We start from the raw sequence: 25,089 nt of genomic DNA on the forward strand, positions 1-25,089 counted from the left end.
CCGTGTATAGAAAACAGGGATTATCGAACAATCGTATTTCAACGCCAGTTTCACCGCCCCCACCGACATTGAAGCCTGCCTGCCGAAAAATTTAACTATCTGGCCGCTTTTACCACCCTGGTCCACGGTCATACCTACCGCCTGATTACTTTTTAGCGCCTCAATCAACTGGCGGCCTCCGCCGTCTTTGTGGATAATCATTGCCTCTTGCTTAAGCCGGTAAGAATTAAGCAGGGCATTTAACCTGGGAAAACCCTGATCGCGGACAAACAGGACAAAAGGAAAACCTAAATTCGCGCAAATAATATTGGAAAGCTCCCAATTACCCTCGTGCACAATCAGAAAAATTACCCCCTTGCCTCTTTTAAAAGCTGCCTGGATATTATCCTTATTTTCGATATGGATATACTTTTCAAGATACCGCTTATTTATGCGCGGGATAATTGAAATCTCGATTATGTTCTGGCCAAAAGCCTGATAGGCTTTGCGGGTAATCCTGGCGCTGGATGCGCAATCAAATTTATCCGCAACCGTCTTTCTGATATTGGCATAAGCAATAGCCCGGTGCCGCTTGTCAAATAAATAAATAAGGTCTCCCAGCCTCCTGCCTAAGAAAAGGCTGAAATTTAAGGGCACAAAATAGGTAAAAAAACTTAAACCCCTAAAGAGAATACAAATTAAGTAATCTGCGATTAAATTCTGTTTCATTTTTAGTTATGCTTAGTTTTATATCCAGGGCCACTATAGCTGCCCCCCAAATTTGCAACTCCCTGATCTTTACGGCATCCTTCTGCGTAGTAATGATGGCAGCTAAATTCATTTGGCGCGCTGCTTTGATAATACTATCAATATCTGCCTGCGTATAATCATGGTGATCGACAAACCTGAATGCTTTTGCGATCCTAATTCCCAGCGAAGAGACACAATCCTCAAACCCTTGCGGATTGCCGATACCGGAGAATACCGCTGCACTCTTGCCCTTAAAAGAATCCAAACTTAAAGAACCATCGGGACCGGATATATTGCTAAACCCTTCTGGCTTATGCATTGACTCTACGATCAAAGCCTGAGAGTTTATACCCCTTAATTTAGCGCAAAGTTCAGCGGTGTCCTGATCAGCACCAACTTGAGTCAATACAAAAATGTCCGCGCGCCTTAACGCGCTTAAAGGCTCCCGTAAAAATCCGGCCGGCAGCATGCGGTAATTACCAAACGGATTGGCCGCATCAATAGTCACTGTCTCCAGGTCTTTGAATATCCGCCACTGCTGTAAGCCGTCATCCAGGATCAAGGTATCTGCCGCATAATCCCTCACTGCTTTAAAAGCCGCTCTTACCCTGTTTTTATCGACAATCACCCGGATAAACGGAAGTTTTTTCTGCAGCATTGCCGGTTCATCGCCTATGCTTTGGGCCCCTTGTTTTCCGGTATCCCGTTTATAGCCCCGGCTTAAGACCACAATTTTTTTGCCTTGCGAACTTAGCTTACCGGCTAAATATTCGACAAAAGTAGTTTTGCCTGTCCCGCCCAGAGTAATATTCCCGACGCTAATTACTTTGGCGCCAAAACGCACCGGCTTTATTCTATAGAAACACGTCAGAATGACTACTGCTAAACCGTAAACAAAAGAAAGCGCAAATAAAAAACTTCTTAACAATACCGCCAAAGGGCCATTAATCTTGTAGCTAACCAGATTATAAAGATATTCTCTCGGTGAAAGCATAACTTAAATCACCTTAAACAGCATTAAGAATCCAATAACGATAAACATGGAAGCGCCAACATAACGGATCAAATCCGGCCGGATAAATTTTGCCATCAGCGCCCCCAGAAAGACTGAAATCACCGTAACGACAATATAGGCGCTCACCGAATCTAACCAAACAGTTACCGGCCTGCCGGTTTTGGCTGCCATGCCAATACCTACTAATTGCGTCTTATCCGCTAATTCCGCGAAAAATACCGCTCCAAAGGTAGCAACAAAGACCTCCCAATTCATCTCTAACTCTCCTCTCTAATATACGTATGTTAACAAAATATGATATCATATAAGGAGCATCCAGGCAAATGATTTCAAAGGTAAAAACTTAAGAATGGCAATGGGATATGAAATTTATTGGCTTACGCGGGTCCTGCCGATGACTGTTTCTCCTCCGCCTGGAGCGTCGTCGAACCCAGTCATCGTCACCCGCTAAGAATATGCTAATTTACAAGATTTCCGGTTTTTGCTGTAGGCACAATTAGAAGACTTTCGGCATTCCTAACTATTGATAGTGTGCAAGGAATTACGGCGAGTGCAGGCAATATCATTACGCGTAAGGAACACTGCGCTGCCGAAAGGAGCCGTAAGCCGCAGCACACGGCGAAAATCTTCGTGCCGAAGCAAAAGACGGAAAGCGAATTATTATTAGTATGTTTAGATTAATCCGAGGGCCTGAAGGAAAGGTTGCGGTCGATAAACTCAATCAATTTTTGCTGGTTGACCGTAGAGATATTGCGAAATTCCACCCCGATCCCCGGATACTCGTGCATCTGGACTTCTTTATCCGGGACCCAGACGACGACCGCCTCAAGTTCCAACTCCTCATTTTTTGGCGCAAGCTTCATCTTAAGCAGAACTTCATCCCCAAGCTTGAATTTAGCGCAGCCAAAGATGAAGGCGCCCACCGCGCTTAAGTTAATTATGTCAACCTTAAGGCATGCCGGAGAATCCTCTTTTTTGGATTTTAATTCTATTTTCAAATCGATGGGCAGGCGCTTGAACCTGCGGCGCAGCTGCATCTTCTTGATATTCTCGATAATCTTGTCTTCCTTAAAACTGTCTAGCGCCAAATCTTCGCTGGCATAGATCTCAATTACCCTGTCGGTGCCGGAGATCGCAAATACCCTTTTAAGATGCGCCGGGATATTTACAAATTTCATCCTGCCCCGGTGGTTAATCACCTCTTTATAAGCAATGATCACAACCGATACCCCCATATAATCTATCGCTTCAACATCCTCCAGGTTGCAAAGAATATCGGTGTACCCGTCGCGCACGCATTGGCCAACTACTTCCACCAGGTTAGCCGAATCAACATCGATGCGGCCGCTTAAATCCAAAATAACGATATTTCCTGATTGCCTTGCTTTTATCTCTAACATGTTAGTTTAAATTCGATTAGCGGGTTGCCTTTGAGAGTATTATGCGCCGGACAATTCTTGATAAATTCAAGCAGGGCCTTCTGCCTGCGCTCATCCAGCCCGGAATTTTTTAAATCTATATCCACATTGATTTTTCGAAAAGAAAATGGAGATTCATTGGAAAGTTCCGCAAAAACATTTAGCTTAAAATTCTCCAGGTTTAATTTGGATCCCTGCGCGTATTTACGGATATATACACCCAGGCAACTGCCTACCCCTGCTAAAAGCGCATCCAGAGGAGTCAACCCCTTGCCCTTTGCGTCGATAATGAATTCGCTTTCCCCTGCCTTAACCGTAAAAGCTAAATCCTGATTGTGCGTAACCTGAACCTTATACATTAAGCACCCTAATAGGCTTTTGCTTCAGCCTGTTTCTGCCAAAATTTAAAAAGCGCGATATTCTCTTTTGCCAACAATCCCGGGGTAATTTTAATTTTGCTTTTGCTTAACCTTTTTAATTTTAAATTAGAAACTGCCAGCTCATTAAAACCAAAATTCTTGGCATCTTTTATCCCGGCGCCAAAAACTACCCGTGAGATCCTGGCCCAATGACAGGCGGAAAAACACATCGGGCAGGGCTCGCAGGTAGAATAAATAGTGCAGCCGGATAAATCTATCTTTTTTAGCGACTTACAAGCAGAACGAATGGCGGTAATTTCAGCGTGGGCGGTAATATCCGTATCCTTCCAAACAAGATTATGGTTAGAGGCAATAACTTTATTTTTCTCTACAATACAGACGCCAAAAGGGGTCTGGCCTTTTTTTACCCCCTGTCTTGCCTTCGCTATCGCCAGGCGCATAAATTTTAAATCCTGTTTTTTCATCAAACCTTTCTTACCAACAAACCCAATATACAGCTCAAGGATGTCCCTAAATTTACAATGATCGTCAAGCCGCACATTTTTTCCAGCTTCTGCTTGTCTTTATATTCTCCTTTTAACATCCCGCCGGCTAATATTAACCCAAGGACAAATACCGGAAAATAAAAAATCCCGCTTATCAACGGAAACCCTGAAGCCATCGCCCAAAAAAACGTAACCGCAGAACAAACAACTAACAAAGTATAAAGAAGGGCCCCTTTGGCTTTGCCTATGCGCACCAATAAATTAAGTTTACCGGCCTGGATATCCGCCGGATAATCCGGATATTCATTAATCAATATTATATTCACCACAGTACCGGCAGCCGGAAGAGAAATTAATGCCGCCAGGATATCAAAACGGGCTGCCTGGATATAAAAACCCGCATTTACCGCTAACCAGCCAAAGGCATAAGCAATGAAAATTTCCCCGATCCCCCGGCTTACCCAGCGCAAAGGCGGCTTGGAATAAAAAAATCCGCAGATTATCCCCGAAATACCTAACAATAGAGTCCACTTACCGGTATTAAAATAAAACTGTAAAATTAATCCTACCGCTAATGCCAGAAAAATAACCAGGCCGGTTAAGACCTTTACTCTTTTAGGCGCAATGATATTTTCTACCAACACCTGGCTGCCGCCGCTAAAAAAATTTTTCTCTAAAGTTATGCTTAGGCGGTCTTCTTTAAGATCATAGACCTCTCCGCTATAATGCGCAGCTAATTGCACAAGCAAAGCTCCGCTCAATCCCAGTAAAAAGATCGCCCAGCTGAATCTTCCCGCAAGATACCCGGCAAGTAAGGCGCCCAAAATATACGGCAGGACTGTCACGCTTAAAAAGGGAACCCGGGAAAGCAATAACCAGTATTTTAGCCTTGCCATATTTTAGTTAACGCGATATCTTGATTATTTTATATTTTAGGATTCCGGCAGGAATCTTAATTTCGGCAATTTCGTTTTCCTTATGCCCCAATAACCCCTGCCCTACCGGAGAGCTTACCGAAATTTTATTTTGATTATAATCCGCCTCAAGCTCGGAAACCAAAGTATACTCCAATTCCTCATCCGTATCCATATCCTTTAACTTTACCGTTGCCCCGATCAAAACTTCATCGTTGGGTATATTCTTATCCAGAATGCGGACACGCGCCAGCTTCCCCTCTAGTTCCATAATCTGTTTTTCATTATGGGCCTGGGCGTCTTTTGCCGCATCATACTCGGCGTTTTCGCTAATGTCACCGTGGCTTCTTGCCTCACCCACGGCTTTAGAGAGCTGCCGGCGCTTAACTGTTTTTAATTGTTCCAGTTGGCTGGATAATTTTTCATAACCTTCCTGCGTCAGATAAATTTCACCGCTCATATTGGCTCCTTGTCTACCTAGACAACACCCGTTGAATAACCTGAATGTTTTTCAGTGTCGCGCCTTTATTGGCGATAATCAATCCATAACCCCGCTGCGCCATTTCTTTGGCCGCAAAAGGGCTACCTAAAATCTCTTTTATTTTGGCGACCAACTCTTCGCAATCATGCGCCATAAGTGCCCCTTTATTTTTCAGGAAAAGTTCGCTGATATCCCGGAAGTTGAACATATACGGCCCGAAAATTACCGGTTTTTTCAGGCTGGCCGGCTCAAGAATATTATGGCCGCCTTTCTTAACCAGGCTTCCGCCCATAAAAACGATATCGGCAGCAGAATAATAATTAAACAGCTCGCCGATAACATCGAGTATAAATATAGCTTTATTAATACAGGTTGGGCATGCGCCGGTAATACTGGAAATAAAAATCGGCATAAAACCCTTGCCTGTTGCAAGGCTGGCAATTTCTTTACTGCGCTGCGGATGCCGGGGCGCGATAAGGAGTTTTAATTCAGGGAAAACAATCAGAAGCTGCGCATAAGCTTTAAAGATTAACTCTTCCTCTCTTGGATGCGTACTTCCGCAAACCAGTAATTTATCATTCTGGCCAAGCCATAATTTTTGCCGATATGCCAAAACATTTATTGCCGAAGACTCTTCCAGGTCAATATCAAATTTTACATTTCCCGTAACCTGAATATTCTGTTTTTCTACTCCTAAATTTTGTAAACGCAGGGCGTCAGCCTCTGACTGCATACAGAATCGGTTAACTTTTCTCAATATTGTCCGGATAAATAATTTGATCGCAGAATATCCGGCATAAGAACGGTCGGAAATCCTGCCGTTGACCGTAATCACCGGTATCCTCTGTTTATAAAGGCAGCTGATCAGATTCGGCCAGATTTCAGTTTCAGCGATAATAAACACGCAAGGGTTAATCTTTTTTAAAACCTTGCTGACGATAAAACTAAAATCTAAAGGAAGGTAAGTTAAAAAGTCGCCGGAATTGACCAGGCCTCCAGCGACCTTATTTCCCGTGGCAGTTACGGTAGAGATAACTATTTTCTTCTGCGGATAAGTTTCTCTTAACTGGCTGACCAATCCTTTTATGGCAACGGCTTCCCCCACGCTTACAGCATGAATCCAGATCGGCCGATCCAAATTTAAATCCTGCGGCAGGCTGCCCAGGCGCCTGGCGAATCCCTGATGAAATTTCCCGCGGAATAAATATAAAGGAAGATAAATCAGCGAAAAAATAAAAAATATTAAATCATAAATTATAAACATAACTCAAACTTTAGGCGTGCGGATGCGCCTGATCATAAACACTCTTTAATTTCTCGGTGGTTAAATGCGTATAAATCTGCGTGGTCGATAAATTCGCATGGCCCAGGAGCTCCTGCACTGTGCGCAGGTCTGCGCCGCGGTTTAAAAGATGCGTGGCAAATGAATGCCTGAAGGTGTGGGCGGAAACTCCCGGTTTGATTCCGGCTGCCTTCAAATATTTCACCAAAACATAACGCACGCCGCGGGTGGTAATGCGCCGGCTGTTGTTATTCAGGAATACGGCATCGGCCGGTTTTTTTCTTTTATCCAAATACTTGCGGATAGCCAAAAGCGCTGTTTCTCCCATTGGGACGATCCTTTCCTTTTTGCCTTTGCCCCTGATTTTAAGAATCCCGCTGATAAAATCAATATCATCCAGGTTTAATCCTACCAATTCCGAAATACGCAACCCGCTGGAATAAAACGCCTCTAAGATCGCCCGGTCGCGTAAACCCAAAAGATCATCTTTATTTTTGCCATGAGCCGATTCAATTAGTTTGTAAACCTCCTCCTCGGTCATAAAGGACGGCAGGTGCTTTTCCAATTTGGGGCTGGAGAGCATCAGCATGGGGTTGGTTTTAATATAGCTTTCGCGGGTAAGAAATTTAAAAAAACTGCGCAATGAAGAAAGCCGGCGGCCGACAGTACGGTTGCCTAAGTTTTTTTCCTTTAAAACCGCCAAATATTTCCTAAGCATCAAATAGTCGATCTTCTCAAGATCAGCGCCGGTGATAAACTTATTAAACCCCTCAAGGTCTAATTTATAATTTATGATCGTATAAGGAGAATAATTTTTTTCAATTTCTAAATACCGCACGAACTTTTCAATGTACTTCTCCATAATTATTCTTTATCCTCTGGCAAAGTGCGCGAGGTAAATGTGCACTTGGGAAAATTTGAGCAGCCGTAGAAAACCCCGCGTTTAGAATGGCGTTCAATCAATTCTCCGCCGCAATTCTCAATAGGGCACTTAACCCCTGAAGTAATGGATTTAGAATTCTTGCACTTAGGGAAACCGGAGCAGCTTAAAAATTTACCGCGCCTGCCCCACTTCACAATCAGAGGCTTACCGCATTTATCGCAAACCTGGTCGGTAATAATCACTTCCTTGACAATATTTGCCTGGGCAAAATCCAAACTCTCTTTAAAAGGCGCGTAAAAATCTTCTAAAACTTTTTGGCGGTTAAGGGTGCCTTCTTCAATCTCATCCAGCTCCTCTTCCATAAGCGCGGTAAACTTAAGATCCAGGATCCTGGGAAAATATTCCACCAGCATATCATTAACCTTAAAGCCCAGTTCCGTCGGATTAAGGTATCCTTTGATCCGGCGCACGTAATCACGCAGAATAATCGTATAGATAATCGGCGCGTATGTCGAAGGCCGGCCAATACCCTCTTCTTCCAAAGCTTTAATTAGTGAGCTGTCCGAATACCTTGCCGGCGGCTTGGTAAAATGCTGCGAAGGAGTAAGCGCCTCTAAACCCAGGACTTCCCCCTGTTCAAGCGGAGGGATCACATTTTTGATTTTTTCTTTTTCCTCATCTTCTTTTTCCTCATCTTCACTCCTATTATAAGCCGCCAAAAATCCCTCAAACAAAAGATAGCTCCCATTGGCAACAAATAAATATTTATCCGCCGTAATATCCACAGCGGTAGCTAAAAATTCCGCAGGTTTCATCTGGCTGGCCAAAAAACGGTTATAGATAAGTTCGTAAAGCCGTATCTGGTCATGATTAAGAAAATTTTTCAGGCTCTCCGGAGAACGGCCAACATAACTTGGCCGGATTGCCTCATGCGCCTCTTGCGCGGATTTCTTGGCTTTAAAGACATTCGGCTTATCCGGAAGAAAATCTTGACCAAAACTCCTGCCAATATGCTCACGCACCTCCTGGATTGCAACGCTAGCGACATTCGGAGAATCCGTACGCATATAAGTAATCAGGCCCACCGGATTATCTTCTCCGATATTTATACCTTCATAAAGCTGCTGGGCCACCAGCATGGTCTTGGAAGCATTAAACCGGAGCTTATTAAACGCTTCCTGCTGCATGGTGCTGGTAATAAACGGGGCCGGAGGATAACGCTTTTTTTCTGTTTTTTTAATCTCTAAAACTTTAAATTCTTTATCTTTTAACTGGTCGCAAATACCCTGCGCATCTTGTTGTCGGCTAATCTCTGCTTTCTGACCGTCGATTTTTTCAAGTTTGGCGCAAAAATGGCTCTCTCCGGAAACCTTAGGCTTGAATAATTCCGCAACGATCTCCCAATATTCACTGGCAACAAATTTCTGAATTTGCCGCTCCCTCTCTACGATTAACCTTAATCCCACCGATTGCACGCGACCGGCGCTTAAGCCGCGGGCAAGTTTTTTCCACAGTAAGGGGCTTAAAAAATATCCGACAAGCCTATCTAGGACCCTGCGGCCGACCTGGGCCTCGATCATTTTAGTGTCAAACTCCCGGGCGCTTTTAAAAGCTTCAGCCACCGCCTGCGGAGTAATCTCATGAAAACTTACGCGCAAAACATCTTTACCTTTAAAGACCTTCTCTTTTATCTGCCAGCCAATCGCCTCGCCTTCCCGGTCAGGATCGGTAGCCACATATATTTTTTCTTTTGTCTTGGCTTCTTTCCTCAGCTGGGTTAATAATTTTTTCTTGGCGGGGATAACGACATATTCCGGCTCAAATTTATTTTCCACATCCACACCCAGCCTTTTAGCCGGCAGGTCAATAATGTGGCCCATTGAAGAAACTACGGTATAGTCTTGGCCTAAGATTTTGCCGATGGTTTTAGCCTTGGTCGGCGACTCAACGATAACCAGATTTTTACTCAATTATAATTCCTCATAAATTGTTTACCCGGCAATTCTCTAATTAATTTCTTAAACTGTAATTTTAAAACTAAACTCAACACCTGGCTAATAGGCAAAGAAGTCTTTTCCACTAAATCATCGATTGCCACCGGCTGCGGACCAATACATTCATAAAGCATCCCTTCCTCTTTTGCGCATTCAACCTCTTGTTTTGCTACCGAAATATTTGTTTCTTTTTTATCAACAACAGCTAAATTCAATTCCTCCAGGATATCATCGCAGCAGGTAACTAATTTTGCCCCCTGCTTAATCAAAGCGTTAGCTCCGGTTGAACCGCGGGAATCAATCCTTCCCGGTAAAGCAAAAACTTCCCTGCCCTGCTCTAAAGCAAAATCCGCCGTAATTAACGCCCCGCTATTCCTGGCGGCTTCAGTGATTAAAACACCCAAACTTAAACCACTGATTAAACGGTTACGCCGGGGAAAATTCTGCGCTAATGGCTTTGTTTCCATGGGAAATTCAGAAACCACTGCTCCGGATAAAGCAATATCTCTGGTTAAATCCGCGTTCTCCGCCGGATAGATATGGCTAAAACCGCTGCCCATCACCGCGATCGTGCGGCCTTTTACTTTCAGCGCTCCGCGATGCGCGCAGGTATCCACTCCTCTTGCCATCCCCGAAACAATCGTTATTCCTTGAGCGGATAATTGTCCGGCAAATTTTTCCGCCTGGTTTAATCCGTAAAACGAAGCTTGGCGCGAACCAACAATACCGATCGCTAAATTATCCTGCGCAATTATACTGCCTAAAACATAAAGCACAATCGGTGAGCCGGGTATTTCTTTAAGAGCTTGCGGATAATCCTGATCAAAGAGCGTAATAATTTTTAAGGCCGCCTTTTTTGCTAAAGCCAGATCATTTTCCAGGCGCCGGCAATCAAAAGAAACAATGCTTTCAGCTGTCTTCTCACCCACTACCTCAGCTAAATCGTTACGCTTGGCTTTAAATATCGCTTCAGGCTTCTTGAAAACCTTAAGTAAATTCTCCAGCCGCGCGCTTCCGATTTGCGGGATAATATTTAAACTTACCAAAGACTCGAAATCATTCATTTTTTGGCGGCGAGTATTTTGGAAATCTTGGCGACTACCTGTTTAACTGAAAGACCGGAGGTATCGATTGTCTTATCAGCTTGCGCGTAATAAGGCGCGCGCATCTTTAACAAAAGTTCAATACGTTCCTTGGGTTTTGCCACGTTCAGGATCGGCCGATGGTTGCTGGAGGAAACCCTCTTTAAGATCTCCTCGCAATTAGCGCAAAGACAGATCAAAACTCCGGTTTTTTTCATCAGCTTAATATTGTCTTTATCTAAAACTATTCCTCCGCCGCAGGCCACGACAAACTTTTTTTGGGTCGAGACCTGCTTTAAGAATTTTTTCTCAATCTTGCGGAAATACGGTTCACCCTCTTTAGCAAAAATATCGACGATCCTGCGCTGCTCTTTCAGTTCGATTAATTCATCCAGGTCGATAAAATTCCATTTCTTCTGCGCGGCCAACAGCCGGCCAACAGTAGTTTTTCCCGTACCCATAAATCCGACAAGATAAATATTCATATTTTATACAGGGACGGTTCTTAAAAAATAAAAAGAACCGTCCCTGATCTCTTAGCTGCCCTTATACGCTTCCAAAACAACTTCACTCAACTGCTGCTTGAGCTCTTTGGTCGAAGGATAAACCGTGTTATACCATTTCCCATCTTTGCCTTGATGGCGCGGCATACTCACAAATAACCCTTTTTCTCCGTTGACCACGCTAAAACCTTTGATCACTACTCCCGAAAATGAAACATCCGCAAAAGCCTTAAGCTTGGAATCGGTATCCAGCTTATAGATGCGGCTGACGCTGATTGCATTGTCTTGCATCCTAAATCACCTCCTTCTTACACCAATAGACGAAAGAGGCGATAGAATCTAACGGATTCTCTTTAAATAATTTTTATAACTTTCTTTTATATCTTGCAAACAATCAGAACCAAACTTTTCTAGAAAAGCCTCAGCTAAAATAAAGGCGGTTGCCGATTCCGCCACAACACCGGCAGATTCAACTACGCAGATATCCGAACGCTCAACCGCGGCCTTAGCCGGTTTTTTGGTCTGGATATTTACCGAATCCAGCGGATTCATCAAGGTGGAGATCGGCTTCATACAGCCGCGCAAAACAATCTCCTGGCCGTTAGATACGCCGCCCTCGATACCGCCGGCATTATTCGTCGAACGAAAATAGCCTTTTTTATTATTATAATAAATTGCATCATGGACTTCAGAGCCAAAACTCACCGCATACCCCAGGCCCAAGCCAACCTCAAAAGATTTCACTCCCGGAATAGAGATGATACCTGCGGCCAGGCGGCTATCCAGCCTGCGGTCAGCCTGCACATAACTTCCCAGGCCTACCGGAACATTTTTAGCAACTACCTCAAACACCCCGCCGACCGTATCTTTATTATCAATCGCCTCATTTATCCTGGCAATTATTCCTTGTTTGGTACACTCGCCGCCAACCGACAATACCTTGCTGGTAATGATAATTCCAAATTCATTCAGAAGCCGCTTGCATAAAACTCCTATGGCCACGGTAGCTACTGTACTGCGCGCTGAAGCCCGCTCCAATACTTCCCGAATATCCGTAAAACCGTATTTCAATAACCCGGCTAAATCCGCATGCCCCGGACGGGCAGCCATAACCTTGTGCAATTTTTCAATGCTTGCGTCTTTATTCTTAATCAGCAAAGTAACCGGGCTGCCCAGGGTAAGATTATTTTTTAATCCGGAGACAATCTCCGCCCGGTCATTCTCTATCTGCATGCGCCGGCCGCGGCCAAACCCGGACTGCCTGCGTTTTAATTCTTTATTTATCGCTGCCGCATCTACCTTCAGTCCGGCGGGAATCCCTTCTAAAATAGCAACCATTCCTTTTCCATGCGATTCACCTGCGGTTAAACACCTTAGCATAAATACCTCCCCCTATTTCCAGAGCCCGCGCTGATTTTGGCGCGCCTCTCGATATAATTTTAAAAATAAATCCGCGTATTTCACATTCGGAGGATAAGTCATTAACGAAGCATAGCCCTCCTCCACAATCTTGGCATTTACAAATGTCCCATCCTCTAAATAAACATAGGCCAGGATTCTTTTATATTTATCATATCTTTCTACGTCAAACTCTAATCTTACCCGCTTTCCTTCGACAAGTTTTTTAGTAAATGCATAAGACTGCCTGCCCAACCGCTTGATTGCTTCAACATCCTGCCCTGAACGCTGCGCGTCGCGGTAGAGTTTATTCGATTCATGCATCTCCGGGGTATCGATTCCGATCAAACGCACCCGCTCCCGGTTTTCCAATACCAGCGTATCCCCATCTACTGCCCGAGTCACTAAAATATTGCTATAAGCATAATCCTTGCCGGAGGATGCCTGGCAACCCGTTATAACTAAAACCATTAAAAACAGTGAAAAGATAATCTTCTTATTCATTTTATTTTTAGAGTTGGCTGCTAACCATTTGCGCTAATACTACAATATCTTCAGTGCAAAAAATATTTTTTATACTCGCGTCAAAATACATATTGGCATCAGGGCCAAACTCCGTATCCTGCTTCCACAATTTAATCAACACCGGGACATTGGTAAAAGCATCGAGGATAATACTTATGTCACCGCCGGCTGAAATTTTTCCCGGCAATCTGCTCAAAACATCTTTAATGGCATCCGAGCTCTTGCCGTATTTACGGATTATCGGCTCAATCGAACGCTTGCGATAAGCATCATAATAGCCTTCAACCCCGGAGAGCTCTCTAAAAGTAAGTCATTGGCTGCTTAAAACCGGCAAACCTTTTAGTTTTTGCGCCAAATAATGCAAAATCAGTATGCTCACAAAATCTTTTGCCGGAGCGTTGCACGACAGAGAAAGAATTTTTTCAGCCGCGCTATCTATAGTATACTCATCCGCCAAAAACTTTACTGATAAATTCTTGGGCGCCTTAAGGTTAGCTAAATCTTCCCACGATTTCTTAAGCGCAACCTCATATCCCATGGTTTTATTATATTATTTTTATTAAGATAAATCAATGATTTTGCGCATTCGATTTCCGTCTTTTGCTGGAGGCGCATTAGAAATTTTTCGGCATTCCTAACTATTGAAAGTGTGCAAGGAATTACGGCGAGTGCAGGCAATATCATTACGCGTAAGGAACACTGCGCTGCCGAAAGGAGCCGTAAGCCGCAGCACACGGCGAAAAATTTCGCGCCGGAAGCAAAAGACGGAAATCGAAAAGATAATTATATTGCGGTTGAGGGATTTTCGCTTATAATGGAAATATGATTTACGACCGTTTTCAGCAGGAAGCCATAGACCACATAAATAACGGCCATTCGGTGATAGTATCGGCTCCTACCGGAGCCGGCAAAACCGCAATCGCCGAGCATATTATCAATGACGCTATCCGCAATAATTTAGGGGTAATTTACACTGCCCCGATCAAAGCCCTGTCCAACCAGAAGTTCCGCGACTTTCAGGGGCAATTTCAGGATAATATCGGGATTTTAACCGGGGATGTTTCGATTAACCCGCATGCTCCGGTCCTAATCATGACTACCGAGATTTTCCGCAATAAACTCCTGGATGAACCCCAGAACCTGGATAAATATTCCTGGATCATCTTTGACGAAATCCATTATATCGATAATCCCGAACGCGGGACAGTCTGGGAAGAATCTCTGATCTTTTTGCCCAAACATATGCATCTTTTGGGGCTATCGGCGACGATCCCCAATATCGAACAGTTTGCCAAATGGATTGAATCCATCCACGATAAAACCGTCAAGGTAGTCATTGAAGAAAACCGGCCGGTGCCGCTGCATTTTCTCTTCCAGTGCCAAAACGAGATTGCCGATAAAATCGAACACCTTAAACGCATCCGCTCAAGCAAGCCCAACAGGTTAAGTGCGCTAATCGATTACCTGCGCAACAATGACGGCCTGCCGGCAATTTATTTTGTTTTCAGCCGCAAGCGCGCCGAAGAACTGGCCCAGGAATTATACGGATTCAAATTCTTAGACGCCAAAGAAAGCCGCGCCATCACCCAGCTATACGAAGATCTCCTGGTGAGATTTGATTTAAAAAATGAGGAATCGGCGCAGGTCCTTTATCCACTGGTACAGCGTGGCATTGCCTATCATCACGCAGGCATGCTGCCCACACTAAAGGAAGTAATTGAAAGGCTTTTTACCAGCCGCCTGCTTAAAGTAATTTTCACCACCGAAACATTCGCCTTGGGGATAAATATGCCCAGCCGCTCGGTAATGTTTGACGGCCTGCGTAAATTTTACGGCACTTATGTGCGCAATTTAAAGACGCGCGATTTTTATCAGATGGCAGGACGCGCCGGAAGGCGGGGCATCGATAAAGAGGGATTTGTTTACACACGGGTTAACACCCAAAGAATGACCCTTGAAGAAGTGCGCAGGATAATCTACGGTAAACCCGAGGAGGTAAAAAGCCAGCTTAATACTTCCTATGCTACCATGCTTAATCTCTACGAAAAATACCAGGAGGATTTATTTAAGATTTACCCCCTCTCCTTACATTACTTTCAGTCGCGCAAAAATGAACAGAAACAGGCGCTTAACCTTCTGGAAGCAAAACTAAGATTACTTAAAGAAGCCAATTATATTCATGACGGTAAGCTTACGGAAAAAGGGAAATTTGCCAAAACAGTTTACGGTTATGAATTGGTTTTGGCGGAATTATACGATCAGAATATACTTGAGCAGTTAGATGAGTTTGGATTAGGAGTTGTGGCGGCAGCAGTAGTTTTTGATCCGCGTAAAAATCAGCGCATGCCCCTGCATATTTCAAAATCGACCCAACACCTTAAAAGAACCTGTGAAGAAGTTTATGACATGATCAAAGCTAAAGAACGCCGTTATAAAATTTATCCCTTCAGTAAACTCCCTTATTTTCACCTGTGTTCCTGTATGGAGGCCTGGCTGCGCGGAACAAGCTTTGATAAAACTCTGCAGATGACGGATTGCGATGAAGGTGAAGTGGTGAGATATTTCCGAATGAGCGTGCAGGTCTTAAGAGAAATTGCCCAAGCCCCGATTGCCTCCTACCTGCTTAAAGATAAGATCAAAGAAACCATCCGCGTTATTAACCGCGATATTGTCGACGCCGAGAAACAGCTGCGCGAAGGCTAAACCTTCTTTGTTTTAAGATAATCCCCGAGGATCTTTTTGTGGTCAAAGGCAAAATCGATATCCTTAATTTCGCTTAATTTAATAATTTTTAAACCCGCGGCATCATCTCCGGCTTTGGGCGTACCTTTGGCTCTGGCAATAAAAACCGTGCCGACAGTATGAAATCTTGGGTCACGCTGGGGATCAGAATAAGTATGAAACTGTTGGACTTCAGTTAAATCCAGGTTAGTCTCTTCTTTGGCCTCCCTGGTTACCGCATCCTCCAGGCTCTCCCCGTAATCCACAAAACCACCGGGCAGCGCCCAGCCAAAAGGCGGGTTACTGCGCTGGATAATGACGATCCCTTCGGATAATTCGATAATTGCATCCACGGTAACATAAGGCCCGCCGGATAATTTGGTGGTCACATATTCCAGATAACCCAAAACTCCTTTATTAAAAACAGTGACTGCCTCCTGATTATTTAAACAAAAAACCACATCTTTTAGCGTTGTCCCCTCTGTTTGGCGTAAATGCCTTAAGAGCTCCTGGGCCATAATCTTGGCCGATGCCAATAACGCGAAACCTCCGGTGCCGCAGCCTAAGGCCGGAAAAATGATCGAACTGATTTTTAATTCCTTGGCTAAATTTAATGCGCTGCGGCAGGCATTACGAATTTTAATTTCATCGGTCTTAAAATCCATCCCCATGGTAGCGGCATGAATCACGTATTTTGCCGGCAATTTTCCGGCGCCGGTTGCAACTGCCTCCCCGATTTCAATGGGGCCATTTTTTACCGCCTCATCCTCGATAACTTGACCGCCTTTTCGCTTAATTACCCCGGCAACTCCGCCTCCCATCAGCAATTTATTATTCGCGGCATTCACAATAGCATCGGCCGGCAATTCAGTAATGTCCCCCATTACCACCTTAATTTCCGTATTTTTAATTTTCACAATAACTCCTTGAGTAATAATTTAATCTCGGCTAATTTTGTGGCTTTGACGGAGCGCGCATTAGAAAATTTTCAGCGCACGTAGACAAAGCCACAAAATTAGAATGGAACAAAAATTATTCACCAATTATCTTAATCAAAACCCGCTTCTTGCGCTGGCCGTCAAACTCACCGTAAAAAATCTGCTCCCATGGCCCAAAATGAAATTTGCCGGCGGTTATTGCCACGACCACCTCCCTGCCCATAATCGTGCGCTTTAAATGCGCGTCGGCGTTGTCTTCCCCGGTAAGATTATGCTGGTATTTATCTAAGCCATACGGCGCCAGCCTTTCAAGCCAGGCGGAAAAATCTTTGTGCAGCCCGCTTTCATCATCATTGATAAAGACGCTGGCAGTAATATGCATCGGGTTAACTAAACACAGCCCTTCTTTGATCTGGCTTCTGGCCAAAGCCTGCTGGACCTGATCCGTGATATTAATAAACTCCTGCCGGTTTTTCGTATTAAAAAATAACTCCTGGGTAAAAACCTTCATGGCAGCCTCCTTCCCGCTATTTTAATGAAAATTATTTCCAAACAGAACATCGGTTAACCCTTTAATAATATTGGTTACCGCCGGCTTAAAACTGTATTTTGGCTCCTTAAGCGTTCCGCTTAATTTAATGGAAGCGAATTTCCCCGCCTGGCCGATAATGGCGGTAGTAATATCCTTGAATGTCCCGCTTACCGGGACCATTTCACTTAAGACCTCCACATCCAAAGCGCCTTCCAGGGAACCGTTAAAACCTATTTTTACCGGCCCGGAAAAATTGACGACATTGCTTTTTAATTTCAGGTTATCCGTATAAACAAATTTATCTTTTACCAGAAAATCCGAAGTACATTCGGAAAACTTAATACTCCCCAGGTCTTTGGCAAACAAAAGCTTGCCTAACCCCTGAAGCAGGTTAAACTCCCAAAGATCACCCTCCAGGATAGAAAAACGGCCGCTTCCCTCGAGTTTATTGATGTCATTTGCATAACCGCTAAGCTTCAGTCCACCAAGCAATGTCCCGGAAATCTTCTTATTTTTGGAGGCGGTATCCGCTTTGAGTTTCTCCAGTTTAATTCCGCTGGCTTTTAACTCTAATTGATAAGGAAGATTAGCAGTATCAAGATTCAGGGCGCCGATGCCCTCGATCAACCCGTCATAAAGAATAATGCTTAAGGCGGGTATCTTTACTATCTTTTGATCCAGTAAAAAATCCAGGGCTAAATTTTGCGCGTTTAAGCCGTAAAGGGAAAACTTACTACTGGCCAATTTTGCCTCTAAGTAGCAGTTTTTGAAGTTACGCGGATTGCCCTTTAAATTAAACTGCGCATCCACTTGTCCCGCCGGATGCATCGAGGTTATCGCCGGATATTGTTTTTCCAGCATCTTGGCTAAGCTGCTCAGTTCAAAATTAATATCCCCGCCTAAATCCACCCGGGGATTGGCGGAATCAGAGTTATCGATATTGCCGCTGATTGAAAACTGCGAATCAAGGTATTTACCCTTAAACTGATTTACTTTTATTTTCCTGTCCGATAAATTAAAATCCGCGGCCAGGGATAAGCCTTCGGAAAAAAGTTTCAGGTTAACGCCGGGAGCCCTAAAATCAGATAATGTTCCGCTGCTCTGATAACTTATCCCTTGATATTTAAAACTCGTATCCGTCCAGTTAAGCCCTTGCCGGCTAAATTCGATGGATGAAGCAATATTCTCCACAGGGTTTTTTTGCTTATCGAATTTTAAATTCGCTTCTTTAATCTTTAAGGCCCCTTCTAGCTCCCAGGCTCCTTTTTTATCCGGATACGCCTTAATGGATAAAGCGGCTTTGCCGCCGGCTGAATTAATCAGGGTAGAATTAAATTTTTCTTTGGCGATCATTGGTAAAAAACTTAAATTTAAATCGGTATCTATATTTAATACCAGAGTATTGAAATCTTTAATACCCAGCTTAATCTCAAAAGGCATGCCCAAGAGTTCAGCTTTGAGGCTATCGGCGGCTAAAGAGCGCTGGTTAAAATCAAATTTTCCGCGCAGGTTCTTTATATCTCCCAAAACCCCTAAACCTGAAATATCGGCCTGCAGGATATCGCAGGCTCCGTCAAAGGTAACCCCTTTAGTCTGCAGGTTATAAACAATTTTACTTTTTAAGCTGGAATTGAACCTGGCTTCTAATTTATCTTTTGCCAAAACCAAATCATTGCCTTTAGCGGTAATATTTGCCTGCAGCAGCGGATCTTTAAAATTAATCTGCGCCTGCAAATCCACTGACCCGGAAACCAGATCGCCTAAATTACTGTAATAAGCTTGAAATTCTTTAGGAGACAGGTTTTTAATTGTAATGTTGGCGGCTAAACTGCGGTCCAGGATTTTATATTCGCCGCTGGCATTGATGAAAACAGACGGGTTATTGGCAATTTCACCTTTAAAATTAAACTTCAGGCTTACCGGCAGGCCCAGTTGAAGATTAAATTGGATGTTCTTGACCTCCTTCTTGAAGCCGGCTGACAGTGTATCATCCTGAAAAACGACATCTCCGGAAGATACGCTGATTTTAAAAACAGAAATGCTGAAATCCGATTTTTTCGCGGAAGGAGGGGCAGGTTTAAATAAATCCTCTAAATTAAAACTCCCATCCTGCCTGCGCTCTAAAAAGATATACGGGCTTTTAAGGTTTATGCCGGGAATAATAATCTGTTTCTTAAAAATAGGCCAGATAAAAATACTGCAGTTTGCCTGGCGGGCGCTTAAAATTACATTCTGGCTGTCGGAAATAACCAGGTCACTTAAGACCAGACCTTTGAATACGCTAAACTCCGCGGATTTTAAGCTGACATTTGCGCCGGTCTGTTTTTCCAGCGCGGAAATGATGAGGGCTTTTATTTTTACGGGGAAAATTACTTTATTCAGGTAGATTATGCCGGCGGTAAAGGCCAAAAACAAAATCAGCGCGATGATGATGAATTTCTTCATTTTCCCTTCTTGATAATTTTAGCGGCTAACTCCAGGGCTTCTTTTTTATCCTTGATCTTACCGATAGCCTGGGCCTCCTCCAACACCTCAAGGATTGTGCCGATCAAAGGAGATGCCGGTAATTTAAATTTACCCATAATATCGTTGCCGTTAAGCAGGCGGACCGCTTTCTTTTCTTTTTTCTTCTTCAATAATTTACGGATCAAGGATTTAACGATTTTCTCATGGCGGATACGCGAAAGCGCTGTGGTCAGCGGGCCTTTGGTGGCGCGCTGATCAGCCAGGGATAATAAAAGCACGGCTAAGGCATCGGTTCCCGTATCGCGAAAATAACGGAAGATTGCCCGCTGGCTGGGATGCGGATTATCCGCCAGATACCCGGGCCGTAAATGCCAAAGCACAATCCGCTCTAAAGAGCGGCCTTCCTCATTGGATAATTTTAACCTGCGGGAGATTAGGCGGGTTAAACCTAAGCCCACTCTTTCATGGCCGTGAAAAATAATCCTGCCTTTTTCCCGGCGCAAGGCTGCCGGCTTACCCACATCATGCAAAATACAGGCTAACTTTAACAAACTTGATCTTTTGCGCAAACCGGAAATTTCCTCCTCAAGATAATTATTTATATCGGAATTTTGTTTAACTGTTTTTAAAATCAATTCGAACTGATTTAATGTTTCCAAAGTATGCTGCCAGACATCCAGGTGATGATACGGCCCCTGGCCGATCCCGCGCATCGGCTTTATTTCAGGAAAAATAATCTCTAAAATCTTGAGCTTATCCAGGATCACCAAAGAAGCATGGGCTGTCAAGCTGTCAAAAACCTTAAATAACTCTTCGCGCACCCGTTCACTGGATACCAGGCTAATCTTGTTTTTTTCTTTTTTGGCCAGGCGTAAAGTTTCTTTATCCAGGCTAAAATCCAGCATACAGCTAAAACTAAAGGCGCGAAGAATTCTGAGCGGATCCTCAGTAAAAGAATTCTTGCCGGTGACCTTGATTACTTTTCGCCCAAGATCATCCCTTCCGGAATAAGGGTCAATAATTGCGGCGCTTAAATCTTTGCCTGAAAAAACATTGCCCAGCTCTAAAGCCATGGCATTGATCGTAAAATCCCGGTGCAGGAGGTCCTTTTCTAAAACCGGAGCGCGGAAATCTGTAAAATCAAAGGTGTAGAGTTTATTTTCTATCCTTTTTACCAGCCGGCAAGCCGCGTGCTCCTCATCTAAAACTACAAAGGCGGCTTTTAGCTCTTGGGCCAGCTTGCGGCCAAAATTCAGGGCGCCGGTTCTTAAGCAGAAATCAAAATCCGGGTTTTCTTTTTTCCGCTTTAAAATTAAATCGCGCAAAGCTCCGCCGACCAGATATAATTTTACTTTCTTGGCTTTGGCAAAATTATAAACCGGCCTTAAAATATTTTCATCTTTTTCGCTGAACTTGAGCACCTTATGTTTTGATCTAGCGAAATACTTGTGGGTGTAACGAACAAGTATTGAGTGAGTTAAGCATACAAATTTAAATTACTGCTTATCCTTATTGAACGCCTCATACTGCTGAACAATCGAATCTTCCACAAAGATCGGAGCGTGGAACCGGACTGCCAGAGCGATGCTGTCGCTTGGCCGGGCATCGATACTCTTTGATTCCCCGGAGGAAGTCTTAACGATAATCTTGGCATGAAAGGTATTTTCCTCCAGGCTATCGATGATCACCTTCTCCACGGTTGCCCCAAGGTCATTAAGCATCGTAAAGATTAAATCGTGGGTTAAAGGCCGCGGAGGATTAAAACCGCTGATCTTTAATTTTATAGCCGAGGCTTCATTCAAGCCGATGACAATCGGCAGGACCCTGGAGCCCCCTTTTTCTTTTAAGGCAATCAGCTGATCATGCCTTTTTTCATCGATAACAATTTTATTCAACTCCATCTCAATCATTTTAGGTCCTTTTTTTCTTCTTATCCTTGTCTAGAATGTCTTTTAATTCCACCATAAACTGGCCAACATCTTTAAACTGCCGGTACACTGAGGCAAAACGCACATAAGCAACATCATCGATGAATTTAAGCCTCTCCATTACCAATTCTCCAATCTTACTTGCCGCGACTTCCCGGTCGTTTTTCTTCTGGATTAGGCGCTCAACCTGGGTAACCACATCCTCCATCTTCTCCACGCTCACCGGCCTTTTCTCGCAGGCCCGGATTATCCCGGCCAAGATCTTTTTACGGTCGAATGCCTGCCGGCTGCCGTCCTTCTTAATCACCAACAAGGAATTTTCTTCGACATATTCATAGGTGGTAAACCGCTTGCCGCACTTCAGGCATTCCCTTCTGCGCCTGACTGCCGACTCCTCGGCTGTAGCCCGGGAATCAACAACTTTATCTTCTTTAAATCCGCAAAACGGGCATCTCATATTTTTCTTATCTTGATTTTTGCCTGCCTTAATAAATCCATCGACATCTTATCCGGATAACCGTGGGTAATGACAATCTCTTTTATCCCGGCGTTAATCAGCATCTTTGCGCAGATAACGCAGGGTTGGGTCGTAGAATACAAGGTGGCGCCTTTAACGCTTATTCCGTGTAAGGAAGACTGAATGAGAGCATTCTGCTCCGCGTGCAGGGCGCGGCATAATTCATGGCGCTCTCCAGATGGAATCTTTAATTTCTGGCGGATGCAGCCTATTTCGATGCAGTGTTTCAGGCCGCTGGGTGCCCCGTTATAACCGGTAGCCAGGATTCTTTTATCCCTGACCAAAACAGCCCCCACGCTGCGGCGTAAACAGGTGGACCTTTTGGAAACCAACTTGGCCATCTCTAAAAAATATTCATCCCAGCTTGGCCGCTTATGCGTAATTATTTTCTTTTTCATTTTATTTTAACAGCTCCGGGTATAATGGGAATTTCTTGGTTAAAGCAATTGTCTCTTTTTTGATCCGGGCTAATTTTTGCGGATCTGCCTGACTTTCCAGCGCCTCATTGATTAAGCTGGCGATTTTCTGCATCTCTGCCTCTTTCATCTTGCGTGTGCTCACCGCGGCAGTCCCTAAACGGATACCGCTGGTTACTGTCGGACTTTTTTCATCAAAGGGAATCAGGTTTTTATTCACTGTAATATTAACTTCCCCCAGAATTCTTGAGGCATCCGCTCCGGTGGTATTCTTGGCATTTAAATCCACCAGCATTAAATGGGTGTCCGTGCCGCCGGAAACAATCCGGAAACCTTTTTTCTCCAAAGAATCCGCCAACTCCGCGGCGTTTTTAACCAGCTGAACCTGATACTGCTTAAATTCCGGGGTCAGGGCTTCGGCAAATGCCACAGCTTTGGCCGCGACTACGTGCATCAGGGGCCCGCCCTGAATTCCGGGAAAAATCTGGCTGTCAATTTTTTTGGCAAATTCTTTTTTACACAAAATAAAACCGCCGCGGGGCCCGCGTAAAGTTTTGTGCGTGGTAGAAGTAACAAACTCCGCGTAAGGCACAGGCGACGGATGAAGCCCCGCCGCAATTAAGCCGGCGATATGGGCCATATCCACAAATAAATACGCTCCGACGCTGTCGGCGATCTGGCGGAACCTTTTAAAATCGATTGTCCTGGGGTAGGCTGAGGCCCCTGCTAAAATCATTTTTGGCTTATGAATTTTAGCCAACTCCTGAATTACATCATAATCTAAGCTTTCGGTTTTGCGGTCGACCCCATAGCCAACCATCTTAAAAAATCTTCCGGAAAAATTATGCGGATGCCCGTGGGTAAGATGGCCTCCGGCGGCTAAATCCATGGCTAAGACGGTATCTCCCGGATTAATCGCCGCAAAATATACCGCCATATTTGCCTGCGAGCCGGAATGCGCCTGGACATTGGCGTGCTCTGCGCCAAAGATTGTTTTGGCCCGCTCAATCGCCAGGGTCTCGACAATATCCACGTATTCGCATCCTCCATACCAGCGCCGGCCGGGATAGCCTTCGGCATATTTATTGGTCAACACCGAGCCCTGCGCCTCTAAAACCGCCAGCGAGGTAAAATTCTCCGAGGCAATCATCTCTAAGTTATCATTCTGGCGCCTTACTTCATTTTGAATCGCGGCAAAAACTTCCGGATCAGTCTGCTTTAAATGTTTCACTTTGTACACTCCTTGCCCACACGGGCACACCCGCGCAATTCCTTATAAGCGCGGGGTGTTATTTTTTTATCAATACGGTTGATTAGTTTCACCCTCTTTAAATGCCTTCCCCCCAAAAACTTGGTATTTAGCCATACTGCGATAATTCTTTTGGCCAAATCCGCTTTTACAAAAGCTGAACCTAAAACCAAAACATTGCTGTCGTTATGCTCCCGGCTTAACCTGGCTATGGTAATATTATGGCAGAGCGCGGCGCGCACACCCGGCAGGCGGTTGGCAACGATGGAATTACCAATTCCACTTTTACAAATAAGTATTCCGCGCTTGTATTTTCCTGAAGAAATATTCCTGGCTAATTCATAAGCGTATAACGGGTAATCGCAGCGGTCCTTGGAATAAGTACCCAAGTCCTTTACCCCTATTCCTTTTTTCTCAAGATAGGCCCTTAACTTTTCCTTTAAACTAAATCCGGCGTGATCCGAAGCAATCAATAGCTTACTCATATAATTTTACTTATCCTTTCTACGGCATCTTTAATGGTGGCAAAGATCTCTCCGTAAAACTCAAAAGTTCCTCCGATGGGGTCGGCAATATTCAAATTACTGTCATTTATTTTAGCAAATTCCTTCAATAAAAAAAGCCTATTTTTTGCTTCCGGCGCGAATTGCAAAATCCTCTCCTCATGTATTTTTTCCATGACCAGGATAATATCCGATTCATCCACTAATTCTTTGGTTACTCTTTTGGTCCGATGCGCCAGGACATCCATCCCCTCTCTGGCCAATACTTCACGCGTCTCTTCAGTGGCGCCCATACCGTCAAGCGCGATCATCCCGGCTGAATCTACTTCCACATCGGTCCTGCCCTGGCTCTTTAAAATTTTCTTTAAATACGCTTCTGCCATTACCGAGCGGCAGGAGTTTCCCGTGCAGACAAAAAGCACTTTTTTGGTTTTAGCGGCTGTCAATATTTCCTCATCTTTGATTGCCCCGCTTCTGACTATCCGCAGAGGCTCAACCGTCAAATCAACGACAGTAGATTCTTTCCCCAATTTTGTCGAGCCGGCGTCAACAGCCAGGTCAACCAAACCATCCAAATCTTTAATCGCCTGCTCAAGATCAACCGGAGCGGGTTTATCTGAAATATTTGCCGACGGGCAGGCCAAGGCGGTTTTTGATTGGAAAATAATTTCTAATGCCACCGGATTATCCGGCATACGCAACCCCACCTTGCCCTGTCCTTTGGCTTTCA

28 protein-coding genes and 2 pseudogenes are annotated in these 25,089 nt (G+C 44.3%); 1 reads left to right on the plus strand and 29 read right to left on the minus strand.

What is annotated here, in order from left to right; genetic code table 11:
* From PHG87_07500 to PHG87_07585, 18 genes and pseudogenes are all read right to left on the minus strand, one after another.
* A partial coding sequence (locus PHG87_07500; GenBank protein ID MDD5478020.1) for a hypothetical protein occupies positions 1-708 on the minus strand: 708 nt, incomplete at its 3' end.
* The gene (gene lpxK, locus PHG87_07505; protein MDD5478021.1) at positions 662-1,723 is read right to left on the minus strand and encodes a tetraacyldisaccharide 4'-kinase; all 1,062 of its coding nucleotides are present in this window, start codon (positions 1,721-1,723) and stop codon (positions 662-664) included. The genes lpxK and PHG87_07500, both read right to left, overlap by 47 nt.
* A gap of 3 nt (positions 1,724-1,726) precedes the next feature.
* A complete protein-coding gene (locus PHG87_07510) occupies positions 1,727-1,999 on the minus strand; it encodes a TMEM165/GDT1 family protein (protein ID MDD5478022.1) in 273 nt (90 codons plus the stop codon).
* Between the two features lie 422 nt (positions 2,000-2,421).
* Entirely contained in the window at positions 2,422-3,144 is a 723-nt protein-coding gene (locus PHG87_07515) for an anti-sigma factor antagonist (protein MDD5478023.1), read from the minus strand.
* Positions 3,138-3,521, minus strand: coding sequence for an OsmC family protein (locus tag PHG87_07520; protein ID MDD5478024.1), 384 nt, complete (start codon positions 3,519-3,521; stop codon positions 3,138-3,140). The genes PHG87_07515 and PHG87_07520 overlap by 7 nt, the downstream gene beginning before the upstream one ends.
* Before the next feature lie 8 nt (positions 3,522-3,529).
* A complete protein-coding gene (locus PHG87_07525; protein ID MDD5478025.1) occupies positions 3,530-4,006 on the minus strand; it encodes a nucleoside deaminase in 477 nt (158 codons plus the stop codon).
* Positions 4,006-4,923 carry a prenyltransferase gene (locus PHG87_07530; protein MDD5478026.1) on the minus strand — a complete coding sequence of 306 codons (918 nt, stop codon included), beginning with the start codon at positions 4,921-4,923 and terminating at the stop codon, positions 4,006-4,008. The genes PHG87_07525 and PHG87_07530 overlap by 1 nt, the downstream gene beginning before the upstream one ends.
* Before the next feature lie 7 nt (positions 4,924-4,930).
* The gene (gene greA, locus PHG87_07535; protein ID MDD5478027.1) at positions 4,931-5,401 is read right to left on the minus strand and encodes a transcription elongation factor GreA; all 471 of its coding nucleotides are present in this window, start codon (positions 5,399-5,401) and stop codon (positions 4,931-4,933) included.
* Between the two features lie 13 nt (positions 5,402-5,414).
* Complete coding sequence (locus PHG87_07540; protein MDD5478028.1) at positions 5,415-6,686, minus strand: 3-deoxy-D-manno-octulosonic acid transferase; 1,272 nt, start codon at positions 6,684-6,686, stop codon at positions 5,415-5,417.
* Positions 6,687-6,696: 10 nt separating this feature from the next.
* Positions 6,697-7,566 carry a tyrosine recombinase XerC gene (gene xerC / locus PHG87_07545; protein MDD5478029.1) on the minus strand — a complete coding sequence of 290 codons (870 nt, stop codon included), beginning with the start codon at positions 7,564-7,566 and terminating at the stop codon, positions 6,697-6,699.
* A gap of 2 nt (positions 7,567-7,568) precedes the next feature.
* Positions 7,569-9,557: a type I DNA topoisomerase gene (topA, locus tag PHG87_07550; protein ID MDD5478030.1), complete on the minus strand. Its 1,989-nt coding sequence runs from the start codon at positions 9,555-9,557 to the stop codon at positions 7,569-7,571.
* Positions 9,554-10,645: a DNA-processing protein DprA gene (dprA, locus tag PHG87_07555; protein ID MDD5478031.1), complete on the minus strand. Its 1,092-nt coding sequence runs from the start codon at positions 10,643-10,645 to the stop codon at positions 9,554-9,556. The genes topA and dprA overlap by 4 nt, the downstream gene beginning before the upstream one ends.
* Positions 10,642-11,148, minus strand: coding sequence for a shikimate kinase (locus tag PHG87_07560; GenBank protein MDD5478032.1), 507 nt, complete (start codon positions 11,146-11,148; stop codon positions 10,642-10,644). Before PHG87_07560 ends, dprA begins: the two co-directional genes overlap by 4 nt.
* 51 nt (positions 11,149-11,199) lie before the next feature.
* The gene (locus tag PHG87_07565) at positions 11,200-11,457 is read right to left on the minus strand and encodes a SpoVG family protein (protein ID MDD5478033.1); all 258 of its coding nucleotides are present in this window, start codon (positions 11,455-11,457) and stop codon (positions 11,200-11,202) included.
* 48 nt (positions 11,458-11,505) lie between these two features.
* On the minus strand, positions 11,506-12,546 hold the full coding sequence (locus tag PHG87_07570; protein MDD5478034.1) for a chorismate synthase: 1,041 nt from the start codon (positions 12,544-12,546) through the stop codon (positions 11,506-11,508).
* 12 nt (positions 12,547-12,558) lie between these two features.
* Entirely contained in the window at positions 12,559-13,068 is a 510-nt protein-coding gene (locus PHG87_07575) for a thermonuclease family protein (GenBank protein ID MDD5478035.1), read from the minus strand.
* 7 nt (positions 13,069-13,075) lie between these two features.
* Positions 13,076-13,384, minus strand: a pseudogene (locus PHG87_07580) (DUF3786 domain-containing protein).
* Positions 13,385-13,399: 15 nt separating this feature from the next.
* A complete protein-coding gene (locus PHG87_07585; GenBank protein MDD5478036.1) occupies positions 13,400-13,627 on the minus strand; it encodes a hypothetical protein in 228 nt (75 codons plus the stop codon).
* A gap of 284 nt (positions 13,628-13,911) precedes the next feature.
* On the opposite strand from PHG87_07585, the gene PHG87_07590 reads away from it, so the two are divergent.
* Positions 13,912-15,792, plus strand: coding sequence for a DEAD/DEAH box helicase (locus PHG87_07590; GenBank protein MDD5478037.1), 1,881 nt, complete (start codon positions 13,912-13,914; stop codon positions 15,790-15,792).
* On the opposite strand, the gene PHG87_07595 is transcribed toward PHG87_07590, so the two are convergent.
* The 11 genes and pseudogenes from PHG87_07595 to PHG87_07645 form a co-directional block, all read right to left on the minus strand.
* Positions 15,789-16,199, minus strand: a complete 411-nt coding sequence (locus tag PHG87_07595) for an NUDIX hydrolase (protein ID MDD5478038.1) — start codon at positions 16,197-16,199, stop codon at positions 15,789-15,791. The genes PHG87_07590 and PHG87_07595 overlap by 4 nt on opposite strands.
* A 138-nt stretch (positions 16,200-16,337) precedes the next feature.
* A pseudogene (locus PHG87_07600) lies at positions 16,338-16,694 on the minus strand (macro domain-containing protein).
* A 148-nt stretch (positions 16,695-16,842) separates the two neighbouring features.
* Complete coding sequence (locus tag PHG87_07605; GenBank protein MDD5478039.1) at positions 16,843-17,259, minus strand: secondary thiamine-phosphate synthase enzyme YjbQ; 417 nt, start codon at positions 17,257-17,259, stop codon at positions 16,843-16,845.
* A gap of 21 nt (positions 17,260-17,280) precedes the next feature.
* Entirely contained in the window at positions 17,281-19,725 is a 2,445-nt protein-coding gene (locus tag PHG87_07610) for an AsmA family protein (protein MDD5478040.1), read from the minus strand.
* Positions 19,722-21,167: an HD domain-containing protein gene (locus PHG87_07615; GenBank protein MDD5478041.1), complete on the minus strand. Its 1,446-nt coding sequence runs from the start codon at positions 21,165-21,167 to the stop codon at positions 19,722-19,724. The genes PHG87_07610 and PHG87_07615 overlap by 4 nt, the downstream gene beginning before the upstream one ends.
* Positions 21,168-21,242: 75 nt before the next feature.
* Entirely contained in the window at positions 21,243-21,656 is a 414-nt protein-coding gene (locus PHG87_07620) for a bifunctional nuclease family protein (protein ID MDD5478042.1), read from the minus strand.
* A 1-nt stretch (position 21,657) separates the two neighbouring features.
* Positions 21,658-22,131, minus strand: coding sequence for a transcriptional regulator NrdR (gene nrdR / locus PHG87_07625; protein MDD5478043.1), 474 nt, complete (start codon positions 22,129-22,131; stop codon positions 21,658-21,660).
* The gene (locus PHG87_07630; protein MDD5478044.1) at positions 22,128-22,589 is read right to left on the minus strand and encodes a cytidine/deoxycytidylate deaminase family protein; all 462 of its coding nucleotides are present in this window, start codon (positions 22,587-22,589) and stop codon (positions 22,128-22,130) included. Before PHG87_07630 ends, nrdR begins: the two co-directional genes overlap by 4 nt.
* 1 nt (position 22,590) lies before the next feature.
* The gene (locus PHG87_07635; protein MDD5478045.1) at positions 22,591-23,838 is read right to left on the minus strand and encodes a serine hydroxymethyltransferase; all 1,248 of its coding nucleotides are present in this window, start codon (positions 23,836-23,838) and stop codon (positions 22,591-22,593) included.
* Positions 23,835-24,341, minus strand: a complete 507-nt coding sequence (rpiB, locus tag PHG87_07640) for a ribose 5-phosphate isomerase B (protein ID MDD5478046.1) — start codon at positions 24,339-24,341, stop codon at positions 23,835-23,837. The genes PHG87_07635 and rpiB overlap by 4 nt, the downstream gene beginning before the upstream one ends.
* Positions 24,338-25,089: Sua5/YciO/YrdC/YwlC family protein (locus PHG87_07645; protein MDD5478047.1), on the minus strand; the 752-nt coding region annotated here is incomplete at its 5' end. The genes rpiB and PHG87_07645, both read right to left, overlap by 4 nt.

The organism is Candidatus Omnitrophota bacterium (assembly GCA_028716245.1).
In the GTDB taxonomy this organism is placed as follows: domain Bacteria; phylum Omnitrophota; class Gorgyraeia; order Gygaellales; family Profunditerraquicolaceae; genus UBA6249.

What these genes read in the sequence shown, in the direction of transcription:
- PHG87_07570 (MDD5478034.1), bottom strand. Translation starts at nt 12,546, where the DNA reads ATGCTAAGGTGTTTAACCGCAGGTGAATCGCATGGAAAAGGAATGGTT.
- PHG87_07630 (MDD5478044.1), bottom strand. Translation starts at nt 22,589, where the DNA reads ATGAAAAAGAAAATAATTACGCATAAGCGGCCAAGCTGGGATGAATAT.
- nrdR (MDD5478043.1), bottom strand. Translation starts at nt 22,131, where the DNA reads ATGAGATGCCCGTTTTGCGGATTTAAAGAAGATAAAGTTGTTGATTCC.
- PHG87_07620 (MDD5478042.1), bottom strand. Translation starts at nt 21,656, where the DNA reads ATGATTGAGATGGAGTTGAATAAAATTGTTATCGATGAAAAAAGGCAT.
- PHG87_07605 (MDD5478039.1), bottom strand. Translation starts at nt 17,259, where the DNA reads ATGAAGGTTTTTACCCAGGAGTTATTTTTTAATACGAAAAACCGGCAG.
- PHG87_07565 (MDD5478033.1), bottom strand. Translation starts at nt 11,457, where the DNA reads ATGCAAGACAATGCAATCAGCGTCAGCCGCATCTATAAGCTGGATACC.
- PHG87_07515 (MDD5478023.1), bottom strand. Translation starts at nt 3,144, where the DNA reads ATGTTAGAGATAAAAGCAAGGCAATCAGGAAATATCGTTATTTTGGAT.
- PHG87_07540 (MDD5478028.1), bottom strand. Translation starts at nt 6,686, where the DNA reads ATGTTTATAATTTATGATTTAATATTTTTTATTTTTTCGCTGATTTAT.
- PHG87_07560 (MDD5478032.1), bottom strand. Translation starts at nt 11,148, where the DNA reads ATGAATATTTATCTTGTCGGATTTATGGGTACGGGAAAAACTACTGTT.
- dprA (MDD5478031.1), bottom strand. Translation starts at nt 10,645, where the DNA reads ATGAATGATTTCGAGTCTTTGGTAAGTTTAAATATTATCCCGCAAATC.
- PHG87_07525 (MDD5478025.1), bottom strand. Translation starts at nt 4,006, where the DNA reads ATGAAAAAACAGGATTTAAAATTTATGCGCCTGGCGATAGCGAAGGCA.
- lpxK (MDD5478021.1), bottom strand. Translation starts at nt 1,723, where the DNA reads ATGCTTTCACCGAGAGAATATCTTTATAATCTGGTTAGCTACAAGATT.
- greA (MDD5478027.1), bottom strand. Translation starts at nt 5,401, where the DNA reads ATGAGCGGTGAAATTTATCTGACGCAGGAAGGTTATGAAAAATTATCC.
- rpiB (MDD5478046.1), bottom strand. Translation starts at nt 24,341, where the DNA reads ATGAGTAAGCTATTGATTGCTTCGGATCACGCCGGATTTAGTTTAAAG.
- PHG87_07610 (MDD5478040.1), bottom strand. Translation starts at nt 19,725, where the DNA reads ATGAAGAAATTCATCATCATCGCGCTGATTTTGTTTTTGGCCTTTACC.
- PHG87_07585 (MDD5478036.1), bottom strand. Translation starts at nt 13,627, where the DNA reads ATGGGATATGAGGTTGCGCTTAAGAAATCGTGGGAAGATTTAGCTAAC.
- PHG87_07590 (MDD5478037.1), top strand. Translation starts at nt 13,912, where the DNA reads ATGATTTACGACCGTTTTCAGCAGGAAGCCATAGACCACATAAATAAC.
- xerC (MDD5478029.1), bottom strand. Translation starts at nt 7,566, where the DNA reads ATGGAGAAGTACATTGAAAAGTTCGTGCGGTATTTAGAAATTGAAAAA.
- PHG87_07530 (MDD5478026.1), bottom strand. Translation starts at nt 4,923, where the DNA reads ATGGCAAGGCTAAAATACTGGTTATTGCTTTCCCGGGTTCCCTTTTTA.
- PHG87_07575 (MDD5478035.1), bottom strand. Translation starts at nt 13,068, where the DNA reads ATGAATAAGAAGATTATCTTTTCACTGTTTTTAATGGTTTTAGTTATA.
- PHG87_07520 (MDD5478024.1), bottom strand. Translation starts at nt 3,521, where the DNA reads ATGTATAAGGTTCAGGTTACGCACAATCAGGATTTAGCTTTTACGGTT.
- PHG87_07510 (MDD5478022.1), bottom strand. Translation starts at nt 1,999, where the DNA reads ATGAATTGGGAGGTCTTTGTTGCTACCTTTGGAGCGGTATTTTTCGCG.